The 20,889-nt window shown below is 49.4% G+C and carries 12 protein-coding genes and 2 pseudogenes; 10 read left to right on the top strand and 4 right to left on the bottom strand.

All coding sequences use genetic code 11. The features are described from left to right. Window positions 1-88: 88 nt before the first annotated feature. Complete coding sequence (locus tag B5D63_RS13560; RefSeq protein ID WP_078669322.1) at window positions 89-1,771, bottom strand: hypothetical protein; 1,683 nt, start codon at window positions 1,769-1,771, stop codon at window positions 89-91. Window positions 1,772-1,936: 165 nt separating this feature from the next. Between B5D63_RS13560 and B5D63_RS13555 the strand changes: the two genes are divergently transcribed. Continuing rightward, entirely contained in the window at window positions 1,937-2,860 is a 924-nt protein-coding gene (locus B5D63_RS13555; RefSeq protein WP_078669321.1) for a helix-turn-helix domain-containing protein, read from the top strand. 356 nt (window positions 2,861-3,216) lie between these two features. On the opposite strand, the gene B5D63_RS13550 is transcribed toward B5D63_RS13555, so the two are convergent. Further along, on the bottom strand, window positions 3,217-5,727 hold the full coding sequence (locus tag B5D63_RS13550; RefSeq protein ID WP_143312899.1) for a hypothetical protein: 2,511 nt from the start codon (window positions 5,725-5,727) through the stop codon (window positions 3,217-3,219). A gap of 333 nt (window positions 5,728-6,060) precedes the next feature. Between B5D63_RS13550 and B5D63_RS13545 the strand changes: the two genes are divergently transcribed. The 7 genes and pseudogenes from B5D63_RS13545 (at window position 6,061) to B5D63_RS13525 (ending at window position 13,925) form a co-directional block, all read left to right on the top strand. Continuing rightward, entirely contained in the window at window positions 6,061-9,261 is a 3,201-nt protein-coding gene (locus B5D63_RS13545) for a SusC/RagA family TonB-linked outer membrane protein (protein ID WP_078670315.1), read from the top strand. Window positions 9,262-9,292: 31 nt separating this feature from the next. Continuing rightward, window positions 9,293-11,104, top strand: coding sequence for a RagB/SusD family nutrient uptake outer membrane protein (locus tag B5D63_RS13540; protein WP_078669319.1), 1,812 nt, complete (start codon window positions 9,293-9,295; stop codon window positions 11,102-11,104). Between the two features lie 22 nt (window positions 11,105-11,126). Next, a complete protein-coding gene (locus B5D63_RS13535; RefSeq protein ID WP_078669318.1) occupies window positions 11,127-12,047 on the top strand; it encodes an endonuclease/exonuclease/phosphatase family protein in 921 nt (306 codons plus the stop codon). Between the two features lie 213 nt (window positions 12,048-12,260). Further along, window positions 12,261-12,422: a hypothetical protein gene (locus B5D63_RS35030; protein ID WP_159456014.1), complete on the top strand. Its 162-nt coding sequence runs from the start codon at window positions 12,261-12,263 to the stop codon at window positions 12,420-12,422. Further along, window positions 12,395-13,141 (top strand): annotated as a pseudogene (locus B5D63_RS13530) (glycoside hydrolase domain-containing protein); the annotation flags it as partial. The gene B5D63_RS35030 and the pseudogene B5D63_RS13530, both read left to right, overlap by 28 nt. A gap of 86 nt (window positions 13,142-13,227) precedes the next feature. After that, window positions 13,228-13,275 (top strand): annotated as a pseudogene (locus tag B5D63_RS35755) (hypothetical protein); the annotation flags it as partial. A 56-nt stretch (window positions 13,276-13,331) separates the two neighbouring features. Next, window positions 13,332-13,925 (top strand): glycoside hydrolase domain-containing protein, encoded by a 594-nt coding sequence (locus B5D63_RS13525; RefSeq protein ID WP_078669316.1) that lies wholly within the window; start codon window positions 13,332-13,334, stop codon window positions 13,923-13,925. 165 nt (window positions 13,926-14,090) lie between these two features. Here the strand turns inward: B5D63_RS13525 and B5D63_RS13520 are convergent, their stop codons facing one another. Beyond that, window positions 14,091-14,555, bottom strand: a complete 465-nt coding sequence (locus tag B5D63_RS13520; RefSeq protein WP_078669315.1) for a PepSY-like domain-containing protein — start codon at window positions 14,553-14,555, stop codon at window positions 14,091-14,093. Window positions 14,556-14,815: 260 nt separating this feature from the next. Between B5D63_RS13520 and ileS the strand changes: the two genes are divergently transcribed. Both ileS and B5D63_RS34655 read left to right on the top strand, forming a co-directional pair. Then, on the top strand, window positions 14,816-18,142 hold the full coding sequence (ileS, locus tag B5D63_RS13515; protein WP_078669314.1) for an isoleucine--tRNA ligase: 3,327 nt from the start codon (window positions 14,816-14,818) through the stop codon (window positions 18,140-18,142). 6 nt (window positions 18,143-18,148) lie between these two features. Further along, window positions 18,149-19,213, top strand: a complete 1,065-nt coding sequence (locus tag B5D63_RS34655; protein WP_143312898.1) for a TraR/DksA C4-type zinc finger protein — start codon at window positions 18,149-18,151, stop codon at window positions 19,211-19,213. A gap of 77 nt (window positions 19,214-19,290) precedes the next feature. On the opposite strand, the gene B5D63_RS13500 is transcribed toward B5D63_RS34655, so the two are convergent. Further along, window positions 19,291-20,799 (bottom strand): glycosyltransferase, encoded by a 1,509-nt coding sequence (locus B5D63_RS13500; RefSeq protein WP_078669312.1) that lies wholly within the window; start codon window positions 20,797-20,799, stop codon window positions 19,291-19,293. Between the last annotated feature and the right edge of the window lie 90 nt (window positions 20,800-20,889).

Below are 20,889 nucleotides of genomic sequence, written 5' to 3'. Positions count from 1 at the left end.
TAGACAATCATGCAAAAATACGAAAAATAAGCCTGATTTCCATAAAAGAATAGCTGTTTTTGGGTGGGATGGATCCCGCTTTTTTACCTTATAATTTTCCTGCACCGGCGGTCTCTTTCACCCCGGCAAATAATGTTTTCCACACCAGGTTGAAAAATGACTTCTGGATATCCCTGGCATGGGTGGGGTTAGACACCCGTACTTTCTCTCCTGGCAGGGGGTTACTGTCTTTAATAACCATCACGTTGGCCACAAAACTCATCAGCCCTTTACGGCTGTAGTTTTTGTGCTCTTTGTCCTGCTTCAGGATGGCTATTTTCAAATTGTCGTACAACAGGGTGACGCTGCCGGCGGCCTTCCGCTCGTCCCCGCGGATATTGAAGTTCAGGTCCCGGATGTTGCAGGACCGTATTTCGACCATGCCCAGCGGCCGGGTAACGCTGTTCAGGTCCTTGCCGTTCATGTTTTTCAGCTGCCCCGATACGGCAAAACGGCCGGTAGGGCTGTTGAGGATAAAGTCAAAATGCGCCCTCAGCTTGCCGCTTTGCAGGAAAATAGCGTCAAAATCGGCCACACAATGGTTGTTGCGGGCCACCATGGAATCTATATTAGTGATATTGGTCAACCTGCCGTGAACATGCCCGAAGCTGACCTGTCCTGTCTGCCGGGAAACAGGACTCAGCTCGGTATACTGTAATTCCACATTATTGCCGGTCAGGGTATCTATTTTTAAGGGCAGATTTACTTTTTGCAACACCTGGTTGGGGAACTGCCCCAGCTTATCGCCGGGCGGCATGGGCAGCGTTCTGTCCCGGTAAATATGCAGCCTGCCATTGCTGATATTGACGCGCCGCGCCCACACCTGCTGCTCCTGCAGCAACATCCTGGGGTCCAGCTCCCGCACCTGGATATCGTTAAACTGCAGCTCATAACGGTCCTGCTGCACACCCCCTGTCCGCTGCTGGAACTCTGCCTTGCCATAACGGGGCTTTATCTCAAACTGCCCGATGTTCAGCGTCCTTTCGGCGGCATCGTAACGGATACCGCGCACATACATCCAGTAGAGGCTGTCCCGCGTACGGTTCATATAGTCCCGCATACCGATTTCATAATTGCGGGCGTACAGGTAGCGGGTAGGATCTTTCAGTGCCACAGAATCGATCAGGAAATCGTTGACCCCTACCTGCAGGTTGCGGAACTGGTGGATTACGCGGGAAGAGTCTTTCCGGGTAAACACATATTTAAAGTTGGTGTTGTCCAGCTGAAAACGTCCGATAAAGATGGATTTCATCTTGGAAGAGATGTTCTCATAGGCGGTGCGGGGCTGCGTGGTGTCCCTGACCGTGCTGTTCTGGTCCATCACGATACTGGGGCCGGTCACGATCAGCGCTCCCGCATTCAACTCCTTTTTGATGAAATACCGCCACGGTTTAAAATACTTCAGTTGGAGTTTTTCCACACTGATGAGGTAAGTGTTTTCCGGCGCCCGGCGTGCGGCCAGCATCTGCCGGTATACGGCGGAATCCAGCGTCATCGTGGCTTTCTCCACGGTCAGACTGCCGGAAAGCACGTTGAGATGCAGGTCTTTAAATTGTACTACATACAGACTGTCGGATAAATCCATTACATAGCCGGAAAGTTCCTTGCGTAACAGATTGGTCCAGTGTTGGTTAATGTACCAGGCCGTTCCTAAAACCAGTACCAGCAGTATGCATAATACGGTCAAAATAATCCTGATAATGCGGGGTAATTTCCTTTTCCTGTGTTCCATCTGTTATGAATAAACGAAATTTATACCAATTGATTGCTGTCCCACCGCGTTTAACGGATGAATATTATGCTATATGTTAGGATTGCTTTGTAAGTGTATTGTCAAAATGTATAGGATTAAAATTGGAAGTGTTAAATTTGTCCCGGTTTTAAAACATCAGGTAAAGTGAAAGAAATTCAGGAAATACTGGCATTAGCCATCCCGCAGCCCGCCATGAGCGACCAGCTACAGCTGGCGGAGCAGGACAGCGTGTCCGTCCCGGATTGCCTGGACTTTACATTGCAGCGCTTCATCTACGATAAGCCGCTGCCGGTGGAAGACATAGCCATGGTCGTGTACCAGCCGGCTAAAAGAGGGCAGTCCGCCGCAATAGAACTGCGCTATTGCGTGGCCGGCAGCAAATACTGTAAAAATCCCGCCTGCACTGACCAGTTATGTGCGGAGGGCAACAAGGAAGCCTGTAAGGACAAGGTCCCCTCTGTAGACCTTATCACTGTCAGGTTCCAGCCAGCGTTTATTCAGTCGCTTCAGAAAAATACCACCACGTTCTCCCTTTTCGAGAACCAGACCCGCAAACCTTTCGTGAAAACCATCCAGCCCTGCACCAAATCCAAATCAGTGCTGGAAACCATGGTGCATCACAATTATGAAGGAATGCTGAAGAACATCTTCCTGCAAAGCCGCGCCCTGGACTTACTGTTGTACAGTTCAGACCAGTTCATGCAGAACGATCCCGACGAACGTTACGGCTGCCGCTTCCTGACACACCTGGAAGACCGGGAGAAAATTGAAAAAGCAAGAAGTATCTTACTGGAACAACTGGATTCCCCTATCACCATCCGCGATCTGGCCCGCAAAGTAGCCATGAATGAATGTTACCTTAAAAAAGGCTTTAAAGCCATGTACGGTACCACCATCTATGATTATTTCCAGAAAGAAAGAATGGAGAAGGCCAAAGGCCTGTTGTACGAAAAAGGCATGTCTGTGTCTGAAGTGGCTATGCTGATGGGTTATTCCTGCATCTCCCACTTCTCCACCGCCTTTAAGAAACATACGGGATTAAAACCTTGTGAGTTGTTACTTCGTTGATTATCAATTAGAAAGAAATTGTATAAATGCTGATGGCCCATAGCCATCAGCATTTTTTTTTGCAATTTCCCGCTTTGATCATTTCTTTTCCCGAATTGAAAACCGCAGCCGGAATAATCAGCGTTACTTTGTATTGTTAAAACGACGGACAGATATCTATCTGTGATCCTTCAAAGCTTCCTTATTAGATTTGACCATGGGAAGAAACTTTTCTGGTGATGAAAATCAGTAAAGCCATAAATTTTAAACTTGCGTTTTTTATCAAACACCAAGGGAACACAAGTTTCAATTGCCAGAGAAGTTTTTTACCAGATTTTATAAAGTCGCTTCACTTCTGTGAGGCGACTTTTAAATTTTTAGCAGTGGGCAATGGCTTCTGCATACTCCATCTCATAAGACAACCCATAAGTATTTTTATATTCTTTCAGGAAGGATGCATACAGCTGGCGGGCCGCTGAATGCTGCCGTAATGCCACCAGCGCCCTGCATTTGTGCCGTACGGCTTCTTCGTGAAGGGAGTCGGCATACAGCATACAATCACATACGTCCAGCATAAAGGCCGGCGCAGCTTCAGGGTTTTCCTCCATAAAATGACCCAACAGTTCAATATTATGTGAGGCAATGTCCGCCTTGAATTTATCCAGCCACGGGTATTCGGTTTCCTGCAGGAAAGGCCCCTGCTTCAGCAGTTCCACCAGCGCAGCGGTATTGCCGGGATCACGTCGTAACAACTGGTAGTAACGGTCCAGGTCTGTTTGTACCGCCGGACCTTCAAACCGGAACATCCAGCGTTCATTATCCTTCACCAGCGTATAGGCGCCGGTTTTATCAAGGATGCTTTTTAATTTGACCAGGTTAACGGACCGGTTATTCTTCGCATCTTTTACAGACCTGCCCGGCCACAGCACTTCATGGATCTTCTCCGACGAGATACCATTTCTGCCCGGTATGGAGTGCAGATACAATAACAGAAACAGCTCTTTGAGCAAGGGGCTGAATGCGCGGGTAATATCATTTCCCTCCCGGTCGGTAACGGTAAAATGGCCAAACAGCTGAACACCGGGATAAGCCACGGTTACACTCACCATAGGGCCAACCGGGGAAATGCTCACGGTTTCAGGCTTCGGCTGGTTAACCGGTGCTGACGCCACAGGCGGCTGTTTCCGGCGGTTCAGCGCCGCTATGCCCAGCGCCAGCAAAAACAACGCGACCACCAGGCCGATCGCGATGAGAATACGAACAACATACTGCGGGGTAGGCTTGTCTGCGGGCGCCGGCGCCCCCAGGGCATAGGGCGAAAACTGAAGGGTATGGATACGTACCTGCGTAGTGTTGTTTTTCAGGGAAAACAGCGTCACTACCGTCAGCTCATCGTTTTCGGGCGTATAAAAAAGCCGGGCGGCGGAGCGAATGTCATAAAAATCATAACGGATGGCGGTGGCCATGGTGGTATACTCCGGTTCTTTTAACGACCCCCTGATCAGCTGCAGGGAAGAGTTCATCCGGTCATTCGCGAAAGTCAGCGCGTAATATTCCTGCCGCCTGGTATCCAGCACCATATTGCCGGCAAAAGCATACTGCTCTTCCGGCTCTTTCATCCGGTATACCGTACGGAAGGTGCGGCGTTTCACATCAAATAATATCAGGTCATAGAGGTTGTGCGGATTCAGCAACTGGTCGCCGGTAGTGCTGCCATAACCTCCCAGTATATACGCTGTATCGCCCGCCTGGTTGTGGCCCAGCGCCGCCAGGTACCGTGGCGTGAAAGTATCGCCGCTCATGGTTACCAGCTCCCAATGGCTGCTGCCTGGCGTATAACAGTGCACTTCATTTTTGTACCTGAAATCACCATAACCACCTATCATATAAATGCTGCTGTCAAAGCGCGAGAAAAAAAGATTGGAATGCCAGTAGCCGGTTACATGCTGAGGATTTAATGTCCTGCTCCATGCATGCTGTGCGGTGTCATATACCGCTACCTGCTGACTGTCAGGAAGCAACTGATACAACTGCCGGTCAACCGGATTAAAAACGGCGTGTAGCCCTGCCGGTGATAGCTGCGGCAACGCCTGTGCCTGCGCCGCTTTTTGATGCGTATAACAATAATAACGGTAAAGACTATCGTTGCAGCTGATGTAAATGGTACCTGTAGCTGCATCCATGCTCACAGCGGCGTTGCCGTTTACAATAAAGGAATCGGCCAGTTGCCAGCGGGTAAAGGCAGGTCGCATCCAAACCGGGTTTTTGATCTGCGCGGTTTGTCCTGTTACAAGATCTTTATCGGTAGTGCCCTGCGTCTGGTCCAGCGGCCAGTGGTGTTGCAGCTCGCCGCCGGCAAACAGCCGGACATCTTTCAGCCGCATCGGCGGTAGGTCAAACGTACGGAACGTTTTGCGGTAATTGGCGCCGAAACAGATGCGCAGTGCGCTGCCGGAAACAACAGGACTGCGGATAGCGCCTATCCGCCGGCCATTAACGGTAACGGACAATGTATGCGTTTCGTTGTCGGCATCCAGCCGGATAGTGTTCCACTGGTGAAATAAACTGTCCTGAGGAATAGAAAAAGTGATACCGGAAAATGCATTACCGGTAACCACATAAAATGCTTTTGCGCGGACATTATATATCAGGTCGATATTCTGGCGTTTTTCATCGGTGATCCTGAACACATAGCCAAAATACGACCGGAAAAACGGTTGGAACGACAGGTCGAAAGACAGGCTGTAGCTGCCTTTCACCTGGATAGGTTTTTCCGGCGCGAGGTCAAGTGAGGTACGGTCTTCCTGTGCAATGTTTTTACTGGCAAACACTAATCCATACCCCTCCTGCGCCTGGCAAACCATCACAAGTGATACGAATAGGAGCAAAAAGACTATATATCTGTACATAAGCTTCCTTACAAATCCTGTAAGTCTTTTTTTCGATAATTCAATTAAGATGCGGGATGACAGACCGGCTTTCAATAACGTGGCAAATTAAAGTCTAAACGCTAAAGTTTTTTGATATGGAAGTTAACTTTGCTTTAAGAAACTTCTCTAGTGTTAATTTAATAGATAAAACACGCATTTCATAATTTAATCATCGCTTTTTTTTTGACTTAATCACCGCTGTTAATCCCCAATTAATCCGCCTGTTAACCCGCTGGATCTTACTTGCAGGGTGATAATCAACTCCTGTTCATTAAACCACAGAATGTCACCATGAAAAGATGGTTATACATGCTATTGCTGTTGTCCTATGCCTACGGCAGCTCAGCACAATCCCTTCCGCTGAAAGGGCGGGTGCTGGATGAAGGTGGGCAACCGCTGCCGGGCGTAACGGTGAAAGTACTCGGCACCTCGTCCGGTACAAGCACCGACCCCAAAGGCGATTTTTCGCTGAATACTACTGCCGGCGCCCGGTTGGTTTTCAGCTTCGTCGGCTATCGTCCCGACACCATATCGATCGGTAATCAAACCTTTATCCAGGTGTCGCTGAAAATGAATGTGTCTTCCCTCAATGATGTGGTGGTGGTAGGTTACGGCACCCAGAAAAAAGTAAACCTCACCGGTGCCGTAACCCAGGTGTCTGCCAAAGCACTGGAAAACCGTCCGCTGCCCAACCTGAGCCAGGGATTACAGGGCGTAGTGCCCAACCTCAACCTGGTGCCCGGCGACGGCAAGCCTACACAAGCCCCCGCCTATAACGTCCGCGGTATCACCTCCATCGGACAGGGCGGCAATGCGCTCGTGCTCATCGATGGCGTGGAGGGCGACCCCAGCATGCTCAATCCCGCTGACGTTACCAGTGTCACGGTGCTGAAAGACGCGGCCTCCGCGGCTATTTACGGCGCACGCGGCGCCTTCGGCGTGGTATTGTTCACCACCAAAACACCGGTAAAAGACAAACTGAGCATTACCTACTCCACCAACTACTCGCTGAAAAAGCCCACCACCGTGCCCGACGTGGTCAGCGATGGCTACGAATACGCTAAAAACTTCAATGAAGCCTGGACTGCCTGGAACGACTACTCGCAGGTGCCTCAGAATATCAATAAAACACAGCTTTTCTCCCAGGCCTACCTGGCTGCGCTGAAAGAACGTGCGGAAAATCCGGACCTGCCGAAAACGATCGTCAACGGCGCTGGGAACTATGAATATTATGGTAATACCGACTGGTACGGCCTCTTGTATAAAGACCACACCAGCGCTACGGAACATAACCTCTCCGTTTCCGGCAGCAGCGGGAAAGCGAGTTATTACATCACTGGCCGGTATTATGGCCAGGAGGGCTTGTTCCGCTTTAACTCTGACGACTATAAGATGTACAACCTGCGGGCGAAAGGCGCTATCCAGCTGTTTCCTTTCCTGAACGTGTACAACAGCACCGAGTTCTCCAGCAGGGATTATCACAACCCGCTGAACGTAGGCGAAGGCGGCGGTATCTGGCGCAACCTGGCGGATGAAGGCCATCCCTCCTCCATGCTCTTCAATCCTGACGGTACCCTTACCTACTCCGCCGCCTATACGGTAGGCGATTTCTTCTACGGTAAAAATGGAGTTGACCTGAATAAACAAATATTCAGGAACACCACCGGCTTCTCGGCGGATATATATAAGGACAAGCTGCGGCTGAAAGGCGACTTCACCGTACAAAACACAGCCGATAATCAAAAACGTTTGCGCGTCCCCGTTCCCTACAGCAACGCACCGGGGGCCGTCGCTTACGTAGGTCTCGGTTATAATGATCTCATGATGAGTAATTATAACACCCTTTATCTGGCTTCCAATATCTATACGGAATATGAAACCCGCTTTGGCGATGCGCATTATTTCAAGGCTATGGCCGGGTTTAACTATGAGCAGTCTACTTACAAAGGATTCTCCACCACGCGCAACGGCCTCGTCTACAGCGATGCCAAAGACATGAACCTCGCACTCGGCACCAATATCACTACTGCCGGCGGGTACGAACGCTGGGCGATCATGGGTGAGTTTTTCCGTTTGAACTACGCTTATAAAGACCGTTACCTGCTGGAAGTCAATGGTCGCTACGACGGCTCCTCAAAGTTTCCTTCCAGCCAGCGCTACGCTTTCTTCCCCTCTGTATCTGCCGGCTGGCGCCTCTCCAAAGAGGCTTTCTGGCATCTTCCGGAAACAGCGATTTCTGATTTGAAAATCAGAGGCTCCTACGGTTCTCTCGGTAATGGTAATATCAAATCCTACGCTTTCCAGGAGAAGCTGGAGATTAAACAGTCCGGCAGGGTGATCAATGGCGTGCGGCCACAGCAGACCACCCAACCGGTAGTGCTGCCCGATGGCCTCACCTGGGAAACGTCTACCACCCGCAACCTCGGCCTGGACGTGGCGGCGCTGAACAACCGTCTTACTTTTACCGGCGACGTATACACGCGGGTAACCAAAAACATGTTCACCGTCGGCCAGACACTGCCAGCCGTTTTCGGAACAGATGTGCCCAAAGGCAACTATGCCGATCTGAAAACCAACGGATGGGAAATCGCACTCGGCTGGCGCGATCAGTTCAACGTGGCTTCCAAACCACTGCATTATAGCGTTAACGCCACTTTGGCCAACTACAGCGCTGTCATCACCAAATATAATAACACCAATGATAAGCTGACAGACTGGTACACCGGTAAAAAAGTGGGTGAGATCTGGGGGTATGTCAATGATGGCTACTGGACACAGGAAAACTACAAGGCCGCGGCCAAAGCGCAGGCGCTCTTTAAGGCTTCCAACTCCGGCCAGTGGCTGCCCGGTGATATCCGCTTCAAAGACCTCAACGGCGATGGTATCATCAACAACGGCGCCAACACCCTGGGTAATCATGGCGACCTTACCATCATCGGTGATTCGCTGCCTCACTATACTTACGGTATCAACCTCAGCGCCGACTGGAACAATATCTTCTTCAGCGTTTTTTTCCAGGGCGTCGGAAAAAAGGACTGGTGGCCCGGAGCGGAATCAGATGTTTTCTGGGGACAATACAACAGGCCTTACAACTATATGCCTAAATCACAGATCGGCAACATCTGGTCTGAAGACAACCAGGATGCTTACTTCCCACGCTACCGCGGTTATGTTGCTCAGAACGGCGCCGGCGAGCTCAAAGTGCAACAGTCCAAATACCTGCAAAACGTAGCCTATATCCGCCTGAAAAATATACAGATCGGCTACAACCTGCCCAAGGCCCTGATTTCAAGAGCAAAACTGAATGCTGCAAGGGTATTCCTCTCTGCCGAAAACCTCTGGTCCTGGTCGCCGATGTACCGCATCACGCGTGACCTCGACGTGGAAAGCATCGGCCGTTCTGACACTGTTACAGATTCCGGTAACTCCGGCAACGGGAACAACTATCCCATCCTGAAAAGCTTTACGCTGGGCCTCAGTGTTACGCTTTGATCATCATCGCTTACTATTAAAAGGATAAACTATGCAACCACATAAAAACGCACTTTCCAAAAGGCTTACCTGGCTGGGACTGGTGCTGACGGCATGGGTGCTCACCGGAAGTTGTTCCAAAAACCTGGACCAGGTACCGGTGGACACGGCCACCAAAGACGCGATCTTCGGTAGTGAAGACGGCATGAAACTTTATTCCAATTCTTTCTATGACGTACTGCCAGGTATCAACGATATCTATAAGGCCGATAATATGGCGGATTACAGCGCTGTCAACGCCGTGCCCGACTTCCTGCGACAGGGGGCTTATACCTCCAGGGTAGCCACCGGCTGGGACTGGAAGAACCTGCGTAATATCAACTATTTTATCGCTAACTGCAACAACCCGAAAATACCGCTGGCTGTCAGGAACAACTACCTTGGGCTGGCCCGCTTCTTCCGCGCCTGGTTTTATTTCGATAAAGTGAAACGTTTTGGTAACGTGCCCTGGATTGGAAAACCATTTGAGGTAAACGACGGAAACCTGTACGTCGGCCGCGATCCACGCACGCTTATCATGGATTCTGTAGTGGCGGACCTCGATTTTGCAGCTACAAACATTACGCTGGCCAACGATCCTACCTGTAGCCAGATCACGAAAAATGTGGTCCTCGGGTTTAAGTCAAGGGTATGCCTGTTTGAAGGTACTTTCCGCAGGTACCAGACATCCTACAACCTGATGTCCACTGCGCCCGAATGGCTGAAAGCTGCAGCCACCGCTGCTAAGACGGTGATGGACAGCAAGGCGTTCTCGTTGAACCAGGGTGGCGGCGCTACCCGGTCCTACCGCCAGCTGTTTATCAGCAACGCGCCGGTAGCGGCGGAAGTAATGCTCGCCAATATCGCCAGCGCCAGCCTTGGCGTGTTCAATGATGCGAACTGGTGGTACACCAGCTCTACCTACGGCGCGCGCCTGAGTTTTACGCGCACGTTTATCAATACCTACCTGAACATCGACGGTACGCCCTTTACCAATATTAACCGCTATGATACGCTGCCGTTTTTCAAAGAAACACAAGGGCGCGATAGACGTCTGCAGCAAACAATCCGTATGAGCGGGTACACCCGTACCAGCAACGGTGCTACCGTTGCGGCGCCTCCGGTATTTTCGTATGTGTATACCGGTTATATGCCGATTAAATGGAGCCTGGACGATACTTTCTTTGATAACGGCGCCAATAATACCAATGCAATCAGCTTGATGCGCTATGCCGAAATTCTGCTCAATTATGCTGAGGCACAGGCCGAGCTGGGCCTGTTGTCGGACGACGACTGGAGCAAAACCGTGGGTGCTTTGCGTGCCCGCGCCGGTATCACCAGCGGCATAGCGGCCAAACCGGTTATCATAGACGCCTATATGAAAGCCAACTATTTCACTGACATTACAGATCCCTCGCTGATGGAAATCAGAAGAGAAAGAGGGATTGAACTGGTGCTCGAAGGTTTCCGTTTCTATGACCTCGTAAGATGGAAAAAAGGCGACCTGCTGGCCAGGTCATGGAACGGTATGTACGTGCCCGCGCTGGATGTGCCCATGGACCTTAACGGCGATGGCGTGAATGATGTATACTTCTACAAAACGCCACCAGCCAATCAGCAGAAAGGGATTACCTATATCAACGTGTCGGAGGTGGCTAACAACGTAACGAACCCGCAACAGCTGAGCAATGGCAATTCCGGCGAAATCCACTGGCTGGATAATGTACAGAAGGAATGGAAAGATTACAAGTATCTTTATCCTGTTCCTTATACAGACCTTCAGTTGAATCCTAAGCTGGGACAAAATCCTGGTTGGGAGGAATAGTTGATCATTAAAAAAAATTCTCATGAAGAAAGTTGTTTTCTCTTTTGTGGAGTTGTTGTGGCTGGTGGAAACGGTAACGGCTCAACGGATAAATGTGGCCACTTACAACATGCGCAACGATAATAACAAAGAAGATTCTTTGCGCGGAGACGGCTGGGGACAAAGGTTTCCGGTGATCGCTTCTCTGATCCGGTTTCACGATTTTGATATTTTCGGCACACAGGAATGTTTGTACCATCAGTTGGTGAATATCAAAGACAGCCTGACAGGTTACGATTTTATCGGCATCGGTCGTGATGATGGGAAACGTGCCGGTGAACATTCCGCGATCTTCTATAAAAAAGGCCGTTTTCAGTTGCTGGGCCATGGCGACTTCTGGATGTCTACTGTTACCGACAGGCCCAATAAAGGCTGGGATGCGATACTGCCGAGGATTTGTTCCTGGGGGCAGTTTAAAGACAAAAAAACAGGTTTTGTGTTTTATTTCTTTAACCTGCATATGGACCATGTGGGCGTGGTGGCCCGTGCCGAGAGTGCGAAGCTGGTGCTGGCGAAGGTGAAGGAGATCGCAGGTAACAACCCTGCGGTATTGACAGGTGATTTTAATGTGGACCAGCATAGCGAGTCTTATGGCGTTATCCACAACTCCGGCGTCATGAAGGACGCCTACGAGGTGACGGCGGTACGTTACGCGCTGAACGGAACATTCAATTCGTTTAAGAGCGATAGCAAAACTGACAGCCGTATCGATCATATCTTCCTGACAAAACAATTTAAGGTGAGCCGGTATGGCATACTGACGGACACCTATCGCAGCAAGCGACGGGAAGAAGTTGCGGCGGATGCTGCTAATTTTCCCAAAGAGGTGAAGCTTTCGAAATATATCGCCAGAGAGCCCTCTGACCATTTTCCGGTGATGGCCGTGCTGGAGTACGGCAAATAGCGCCCTTTTAACCGTCATAACGGGCCCGCCTACACGGTGGGCCCTGTTTGTATAACCAGCCGCTTATGCAAAAGCTTTTGTTTTTTCAGTTGCTGGTAGCCCTGTTTTTCCTGGTGGCTGCAGACCGTCGCCCGAAGAATATATGGATCCTGCTATCGGCAACGTAGCCACGTTATTGAAACCTACCGCCCGGTTATCCAGTTGCCCAACGAAATGATCCGCGTATATCCGTTAAGGAGAGATGGCGCCGATGATCAGATAACCGGTTTCCCGCTACAGATAGCGGCGCACAACGATGGTGCGCTGTTTGTCATGAAGCCATCTTCCCGGCCGCTCTCCCCTGCCGCATGGCCTATGATCCGGCACAGGAGGTGATACGTCCCTGGTATTACAGTACCATGCTGGTGGAAGACTGCATCCGTGTGGAGTTTGCGCCCGGTTGCAAAACAGGCGTGTATCGTTTTTCTTTTCGGGAGAACGCCGATCGTAAATTATTGTTCACCGTTCCTCTGACTTTTTCCGGAAACACGTTTACTGCCAGGACATTTTTTCATGGTGATGTTCCGGTGTACGTATATGGCAGATTTAATACAGCCATAACGGCAGGGCTCGTGTCAGATACGTTGTTCTATGCGCGGTTCCCACACCGGAAGGAACGGGCTGTTGTTTTACAGTATGCTGTTTCCTATGTCAGCACAGCACAGGCGAAACAAAATTTTCAAAAAGAAATGGCGGGCCGTGATATGGAAGCCGTCGTTGCAGCAGGGCGGTGCCGCTGGCATGCAGTGGCCGCTCAGATACAGGTAGAAGGAGGTACACAGGCGGAGCGCCGGTCATTTTATACCGCATTGTACCGTTGCCATGAGCGGATGGTCAATATTACTGAAGACAGTGTTTACTACAGCGGATACAATAAGAAAGTGAACCAGGCGCGCCGGCCCTTTTATGTGGATGACGCCACATGGGATACTTATCAGGCGTTGCATCCTTTGCGCATGATCCTGCATCCGCAGCAGGAAGAAGATATGCTGGATGCTTATGTGACAATGTATGAACAAAGCGGCTGGATGCCCACCTTTCCGCGATTGTATGGAGATCATCCCTGTATGAATGGTTTTCACAGCACTATTGTTTTCCTGGATGCCTGGCGGCGGGTCTGCATCGGTATGACGACCAGCGGTTGTTTGCGGCCCGCGCAGAAAATTTCCGGCAGCTGTGGCATGACAGTATTCTTTTTTTTCTGCCGAAAGACAGCGCCGGCAGATGGATCACGATTGATCCTGCATGGGATGGTGGTTCGGGGGGCGTGAGTATTGCGACGAGAACAATGGCTGGACTTATCTCTGGGCGGTACAGCACAATATCCCGGCGCTGGTCCGGCTGATGGGCGGTGAAAGAGTTTTCGAACAGCGTTTGGACGAGCTTTTTCATACAATACCGGCCACGCCGCGGTATGATTTCTGGCATCGTTTCCCGGATGCTACCGGCCTGGTGGGGCAGTTTTCGATGGGCAATGAGCCGGGATTTCGCATTCCCTATTTGTACAATTATGTGGGAGCTGCGTGGAAAACACAGCGGCGGGTGCGCATGTTGCTGGACTTATGGTTTAAGGACAATGTGTTTGGTATGCCTGGAGATGAAGACGGAGGTGGGATGAGTGCGTTTGTGGTGTTTTCGTCGTTGGGGTTTTATCCTGTCACGCCGGGTGTGCCTGTTTATGCTATCGGCAGTCCGGTGTTTAGTAAAGCCACGGTCCGGTTACCCCGGGGTAAGCAGTTTACAGTGATTGCGTGGCACTGTTCGGTGGTGAATCAGTATATCCGGCGGGCGTGGCTGAATGAGGAGGTATTGTATTCGCCTTTTTTCACGCATCAGTAGCTGGTGGATGGCGGGACGCTGGTACCGGAGATGGGGCCTTTCCCTGAGAGGCGCTGGGGGGCGGGTATCCATGCGCCGCTTTGCCGGTGACAGCAATGAAAAAACCCCGCCCAAAAGAGCAGGGTCTGTCCTATTTATCCCTATACCTATGAAATACGAATTTAATTATTCAGTGACGGTGCCTGCATCGTTCAACAGCACTGCTTTGTCTGCACCATTGTCCTGAATGTTTACTTTGTAGTAAGCAGCTACATCTGCTCTCTCAATTTTCCAGCCATCTTTTATGGTGGCTGCCGGATATTTTGCTTTCAGTGTACCAGCCACTGTTTCCGGCAAGGTTTGTGCGTCGTAAGCGCTTCTGGTGGCAATCCATTTGCCGTCCGCGTCATACTCAGCTATTGTTTGAATGTTGTCTTTATGGAAACTTACGCTCCAGTGGCCTGCACTTGTCTTCTTCCACTTGGCGTCTGTAGTTCCGGCAAAAGTTTGATCAAAAGAACTTTTAACGGCTGCAGGTGCTTCCACCTTTTTCGCAACTGTTTTTGTTTTTTTAACTGATTTTTTCTGCTGTGCAAAAGTTATGCCGGAAGTGATCAATACTGCACAAAAAATTAACGTCAACTTTTTCATAAATCAAGATATGGTTTATCCGCGTTGGGTTAAAATTACTGACTTAGGTTTTTTCAATTCTTCCTGGCAAAGAGCTAAAACAATGCCAAAAACGTAAAATAAATACTCTTTATTGTAAATTACTAAAAAAAATATGAAAAAAAATTCAAAACCACTGTTTTTGGGAAAGTTGCCCCTTTAGGTGCCGTCGTATTTTCTTAACTTCGCACAATTTTAATCAATTATTGTCTAAATAACATCAAAGGGCGGGGAATTGTTTTATGTCCAGCAAATATCAGGAATATAATCAACTGAATTTACCTCAGATAGAGAAAGATATACTTCAGCAATGGGAGCTTCAGCAGGCTTTTGAAAAAAGCGTGGAAGTACGGGATGGCGCAACGCCGTTCGTATTTTATGAAGGTCCTCCCAGCGCCAATGGTTTACCCGGTATTCACCACGTGATTTCGCGTACCCTGAAAGACCTGGTGTGCCGTTACAAAACCATGAAGGGTTTTCAGGTGAAACGCAAAGGCGGATGGGATACCCACGGCCTGCCGGTAGAACTGGGCGTGGAAAAGACCCTGGGGATCACCAAAGAAGATATCGGTAAAAAAATCTCTGTCGCGGATTATAACGAGACCTGCCGTAAAGAAGTTCTGAAATATAAAGACAAATGGGATGACCTCACTCAGAAAATGGGCTATTGGGTAGATCTGAAAGATCCTTACATCACATTTGACAATAAATACATTGAATCTCTCTGGTGGAGCTTACAGACCTTGTACAAAAAAGGCCTGTTATATAAAAGCGTGAGTATCCAGCCGTACTCTCCGGCAGCGGGTACCGGTCTCAGCTCTCATGAACTGAACCAGCCCGGCACTTATAAAGATGTAAAGGACACCACGGTGGTGGCCATGTTCAAGGCGAAAAACGCGGAAAACTCCAAATTCCTGTTTGATGCCGCCGGATCTGAAGAGGTCTTTTTCCTGGCCTGGACCACTACTCCCTGGACGCTACCTTCCAACCTTGGCCTTACTGTAGGCGCCAATATCCAATATGTGCTGGTGAGCACCTTCAACCAGTACACTCACCTGCCGGTGAATGTGATAATGGCAAAAGACCTGTTGGGCAAGTACTTCAAAGCAGAAGGCGAAAATGCCGACTTCGCGGCTTACAAGGAAGGTGATAAAGTAATTCCGTGGAAAATACTGGCCAGCTTCAAAGGCAGCCAGCTGGAAAATATCCGTTACGAACAACTGCTGCCCTATGCACAGCCGGAGGAGGGTGATCCTTTCCGTGTGATCGTCGGCGACTTTGTGACCACAGAAGACGGTACCGGTATCGTACATACCGCGCCCGCTTTCGGTGCGGATGACAACCGTGTCGGTAAAAAATACGGCATCGGTATCCTGACGTTGGTAGACCGTGAAGGGAAGTTCACTGACAACGTAGGCGAGTTTTCCGGAAGATATGTGAAAAATTACAAAGATGATCCGGATTACAAAGATGTGGATGTCGACATTGCTGTGAAGCTGAAGAAAGAGAACCGGGCCTTTAAAGTAGAAAAATACGAACACACTTATCCTCACTGCTGGCGTACAGACAAGCCGGTATTGTATTACCCGCTGGACGCCTGGTTCATTAAAACCACCGCGCTGAAAGACCGGATGGTGGAGTTAAACAAGACCATCAACTGGAAACCAGCCTTCACCGGTACCGGCCGTTTCGGTAACTGGCTGGAAAACATGGTGGACTGGAACCTGAGCCGCAGCCGCTACTGGGGTACGCCTTTACCTATCTGGCGTACAGAAGATGGCAGTGAAGAAATATGCATTGGTGGTATCGACGAACTGAACGCCGAAATCCGTAAGGCCAATGAAGTGCTGGGCGGCGACGTGAACAAGTCTTACCTGCATGAGGGCATCCTCGACCTGCATAAACCCTATGTAGATGATATCGTGCTGGTAAGCCCTTCCGGCAAGCCGATGCGCCGCGAACCAGACTTGATAGATGTGTGGTTCGATAGTGGCGCTATGCCTTATGCACAGTGGCATTATCCGTTTGAAAACAAGGAGTTGCTGGACAAAGGCGAAGCATTTCCGGCCGATTTCATTGCGGAAGGCGTGGACCAGACCCGTGGCTGGTTCTACACCCTGCATGCGCTCGGCGTGATGTTGTTCGATAACGTAGCATATAAAACAGTGGTTTCCAATGGTTTGGTGCTGGATAAGAACGGACAAAAGATGAGTAAGCGCCTGGGCAACGTGGTAAATCCGTTCGAAACCATCGAACAATATGGTGCAGATGCCACCCGCTGGTACCTGATCACTAACGCTTCCCCCTGGGACAGCCTCAAATTTGACGTAAAAGGTATCGGCGAGGCGCAACGCAAGCTCTTCGGTACGCTGTACAATACTTACAACTTCTTCGCGATGTATGCCAATCTGGATAAGTTTACATACAGCGAAGCCTATATTCCCCTGCAGGAGCGTCCGGAAATCGACCGCTGGATCATTTCTGTGCTGAACTCCCTGGTGCGGGACGTGACCGCCTATTTTGATGATTATGAGCCTACTCAGGCGGGCAGGGCCATTGAAAACTTTGTGGATGAACACCTGAGCAACTGGTACGTACGGTTATGCCGCCGCCGGTTCTGGAAGGGTGATTATGGCCATGACAAAATCAGTGCTTACCAGACACTGTACGAATGTTTGGAAAAAATTACACAATTGATGGCCCCGGTTTCCCCATTCTTCACAGACTGGATGTTTAACAACCTCAATCGGGTTAGCGGACGCTTCAATGTGCAATCCATCCACCACACTGACTTTCCGGTGGCTGATGGGGCCGCGATCGACATCGATCTGGAAGAAAGAATGCAACTGGCCCAGGATATTTCCTCACTGGTATTATCCTTGCGTAAGAAGGTGAACATCAAGGTGAGGCAGCCCCTGCAGAAGATACTGATCCCTGTTTCCGGCAGCCACATGAAAGAGCAGGTGGAAAAAGTGGAGGATCTGATAAAAAGTGAGGTAAATGTCAAAGGGATTGATTATCTTACCGAAACAGGCGGTTTTATCAAGAAAAAGATTAAACCGAACTTTAAATCGCTCGGTAGCAAAATGGGCGCGAAGATGAAAGCTGTAGCCGCGGCCATTAGTGCATTTACGGATACAGACATCGCAGCTATCGAGCGTGACGGCCATTTCAACCTGGCTGTCGATGGCGAGCAATTGCAGATACAACTCTCTGATGTTGAAATAATTTCCGAAGATATTCCTGGATGGACAGTCGCGAATAAAGGCGCTTTAACGGTAGCGCTAGATATTACCATTACGGACCAGTTGCAGGACGAAGGAAATGCACGCGAACTGGTGAACCGTATACAGAAAATCCGGAAGGACAGCGGCTTCGAACTGACTGACAGAATTAACGTGACGGTAGAGACCGTAGATACGCTGAAATCGGCGATTATAAACTATAATGACTATATTTGCACGGAAATTTTGGCAGATAGCTTGGATTTAGTGGAGCAATTACAGGGCGGAACAGAAATAGAGGTGAATGACCTTAAATTTAATGTATTAGTTAACAAAAAAAGCTAATCCCCCATGGCAACAAAAAAGAAGGTTGCTAGTAAATCGACCCAAAAGGTAGCTCAGGTGAAGAAAGCTGCACCAAAAAAGGCTGCACCTGCGAAAAAGGCCGCCAAACCTGCTCCAGCGAAAAAGGCTGCGTCTGCCGCTCCTAAAAAAGTGGCCGCCGCCAAAAAAGCAGCAGCCAAGCCCGCCAAACCCGCAGCAAAAAAAGCCGTCGTAGCCAAAGTTGCAGCGAAGAAAACCGCCGCTACTCCCAAAAACGTAATTAAAAAGGCTCCAGCCGCAAAAAACAGTAAAACATCGTCCGTCCCGAAAGTTGCTGTACCTGCAAAGAAGACCGTCAAAAAAGAGCCTGCTGTAAAGCAGCAAGTGGTCACTAAAAGTGTTGCCGCTGAAAAAGAAAAACCATTAATTTCTAAGTCAGAAGAAAAAGAACTTAAAACAATGGCAGTAAAGAAAGCAGATACAAAGGAACAAGTTGCTAAGGTGAAAGAATCCACTAAAAAAGCAGCCGAGAAACCTGCCGTAAAGGCCGAGAAATCAGCGAAATCCGAGAAAACCGAGAAAACCGAGAAAACAGAAAAACCGGAAAAAGCTGAAAAAGCCGAAAAAGCAGAGAAAAAAGGTGGAAAGGCTTCACAGGTTGCTTATCAGCCTGAATTTACCAAATCAGTGCTCGATCAACCTGAACAAACTTCCGGCCCCCTTTACCGATATAGTGATGCAGACCTGCAGGAATTCCGGGAACTGATCCAGAAAAAACTGGAGTTCGCCAAAAAAGAACTGGTTTATCTGCAAGGCCTCATTACCCGCAAAGATGAAGCAGGTACAGATGATACTGAAAACAAATACATGAGCATGGAAGATGGCAGCGGCTCCCAGGAAAGGGAACAGCTGAACCAGATGGCCAGCCGCCAGATCCAGTTCATCGACCACCTGGAAAAAGCCATGATGCGCATCGAAAATAAAACCTACGGCATCTGCCGCGTAACCGGCAAGCTGATAGACAAAGCACGCCTCCGCGCTGTGCCGCACGCCACCCTGAGCATTGAAGCCAAGCTGGCCAAGAGCAAATAAAAAATGCTATACTATAAACGAAAAACGGGATTTGAATCATCAAATCCCGTTTTTCGTTTATAGGTCACTGTCATCCTCTAACAGTCTGCCTGCTTCTTTTTGCTCAGCTGCCGCATCGCTAAATACACCAACCCCGCTCCCGCTAACCCCACCAGGCTGCCGATACCAATGTTGCGCACCTGCTTTTTACTGATGGCCGGCAACCTGAATTTCTTGGATGGACTCGCCGGTGCAATGTCCAGCAGCGGCGCCAACGACAAACCTGTAATAATCTTATCGGCAACCTTTTCTACATATGCCCGTTGATACTGTGGACAAAATGCAACACCAATGCCTGCTTCGGTCAACAGTTGGGTGTCCTGCTTACCATCTCCCACATAAATTATATTCTGCGTGTGAATGTTATACTGCTCCGCCACATACGGCAACACAGCATTTCTGCAATACTCACCGTTCCTCAGAAAATAATCAGGCACCGTTAATTCACCGGTGGCTACGCTGTTGACTAAATGAAGTTTGTTGGCCAATACAAAGTCCATCCCCAGCTGATTTTTGATATGCCGTGCCACCATCCCGAAACCATCGGTGATCAGGCCACAGGCATATCCCCTCTTCTTCAGCTCCTGCACTACTTCACGGATACCCGGTATCAGCGGAATGGCGTCTGCCACTTCCAGTAGTTCTGCGATGTTACGGCCTTTAAAAAGCGCTGCGGTCTGCTGGAGACGGGTAAGTGCGTCGGTTTCCGTTGCCATGATCTGCTGCAGCTCCTCTTCCTGGTCAAACGCTATGGCCGCCCACTGCAGATAGTTCTGCGTGAACACAGCATGGTCCAGGTTGAAGATCACCATCTTCTGCAACTTGTCAATAGATTCCAGAATAGAGTACTCCATCTGCTCCCTGATCAGGTTGATGTTTCCCAGTGTTTCCAGGTTTTCCTGCGGAATGTTTTCCGCTTTCCGTAAAATAGTTCTTGATACTTCACGCGACATTTTGCTCAACTGTTCCCATGTCTGCATCGCGTTCTCCACCTTGCCGATATTGGATTCCACAATACGGGCGCCCAACTGGTGCATGTCTATCAGTAGCCCGATATCCACACCGTAATCGTTTTCAAATTGTACCCGGGACAACATCGACTTGCGTCCTGCGATCATACCGCTCAGCGGCTGCTGAAAATGGGCCAGGTCGGGATACAGAATACTCAGCAGCGGCTTGGCCACTAACTGTGTGACCCTGCCTGCCTGCCTTTCAAAGTAGGATTTGACGAAGTCTGCTTCGCCGCGCTCGATAGGATCTGTTAATAAGTCTACAATGTTATCAGGATAAGTAAGAATATCACCATCAACATATGCGATGATTTCATGTTTGGCGGCCATCATACCTTCCCGCATGGAAATACCTTTCCCGCGCTGACTGCTGGTAATTACCCTCACCTGTTCCTTCATGGCCTCTTCCACAGTGTTGTCTGTGGAATTATCATCTACCACAATGATCTCAATTTTGCGTGTGGTCTTCTTTATGGTCTTTATTACCTGGCGTATGGTAGCCCCTTCGTTTAATACAGGAATTACGATAGAAATCATAGGAGTTCGCTATGTTAAAAGGTTAAAGAAATAAACATGCTGCAAAGAGCTGGTTGGCATTATCTGATCGGTATAACAAAAATAGTACCA

It is taken from the genome of Chitinophaga eiseniae, assembly GCF_900167135.1.
Taxonomy (GTDB): Bacteria; Bacteroidota; Bacteroidia; order Chitinophagales; family Chitinophagaceae; genus Chitinophaga; species Chitinophaga eiseniae.
The sequence above is the reverse complement of the archived record's forward strand: the minus strand, read 5'-3'. Positions and strand labels throughout refer to the sequence as shown.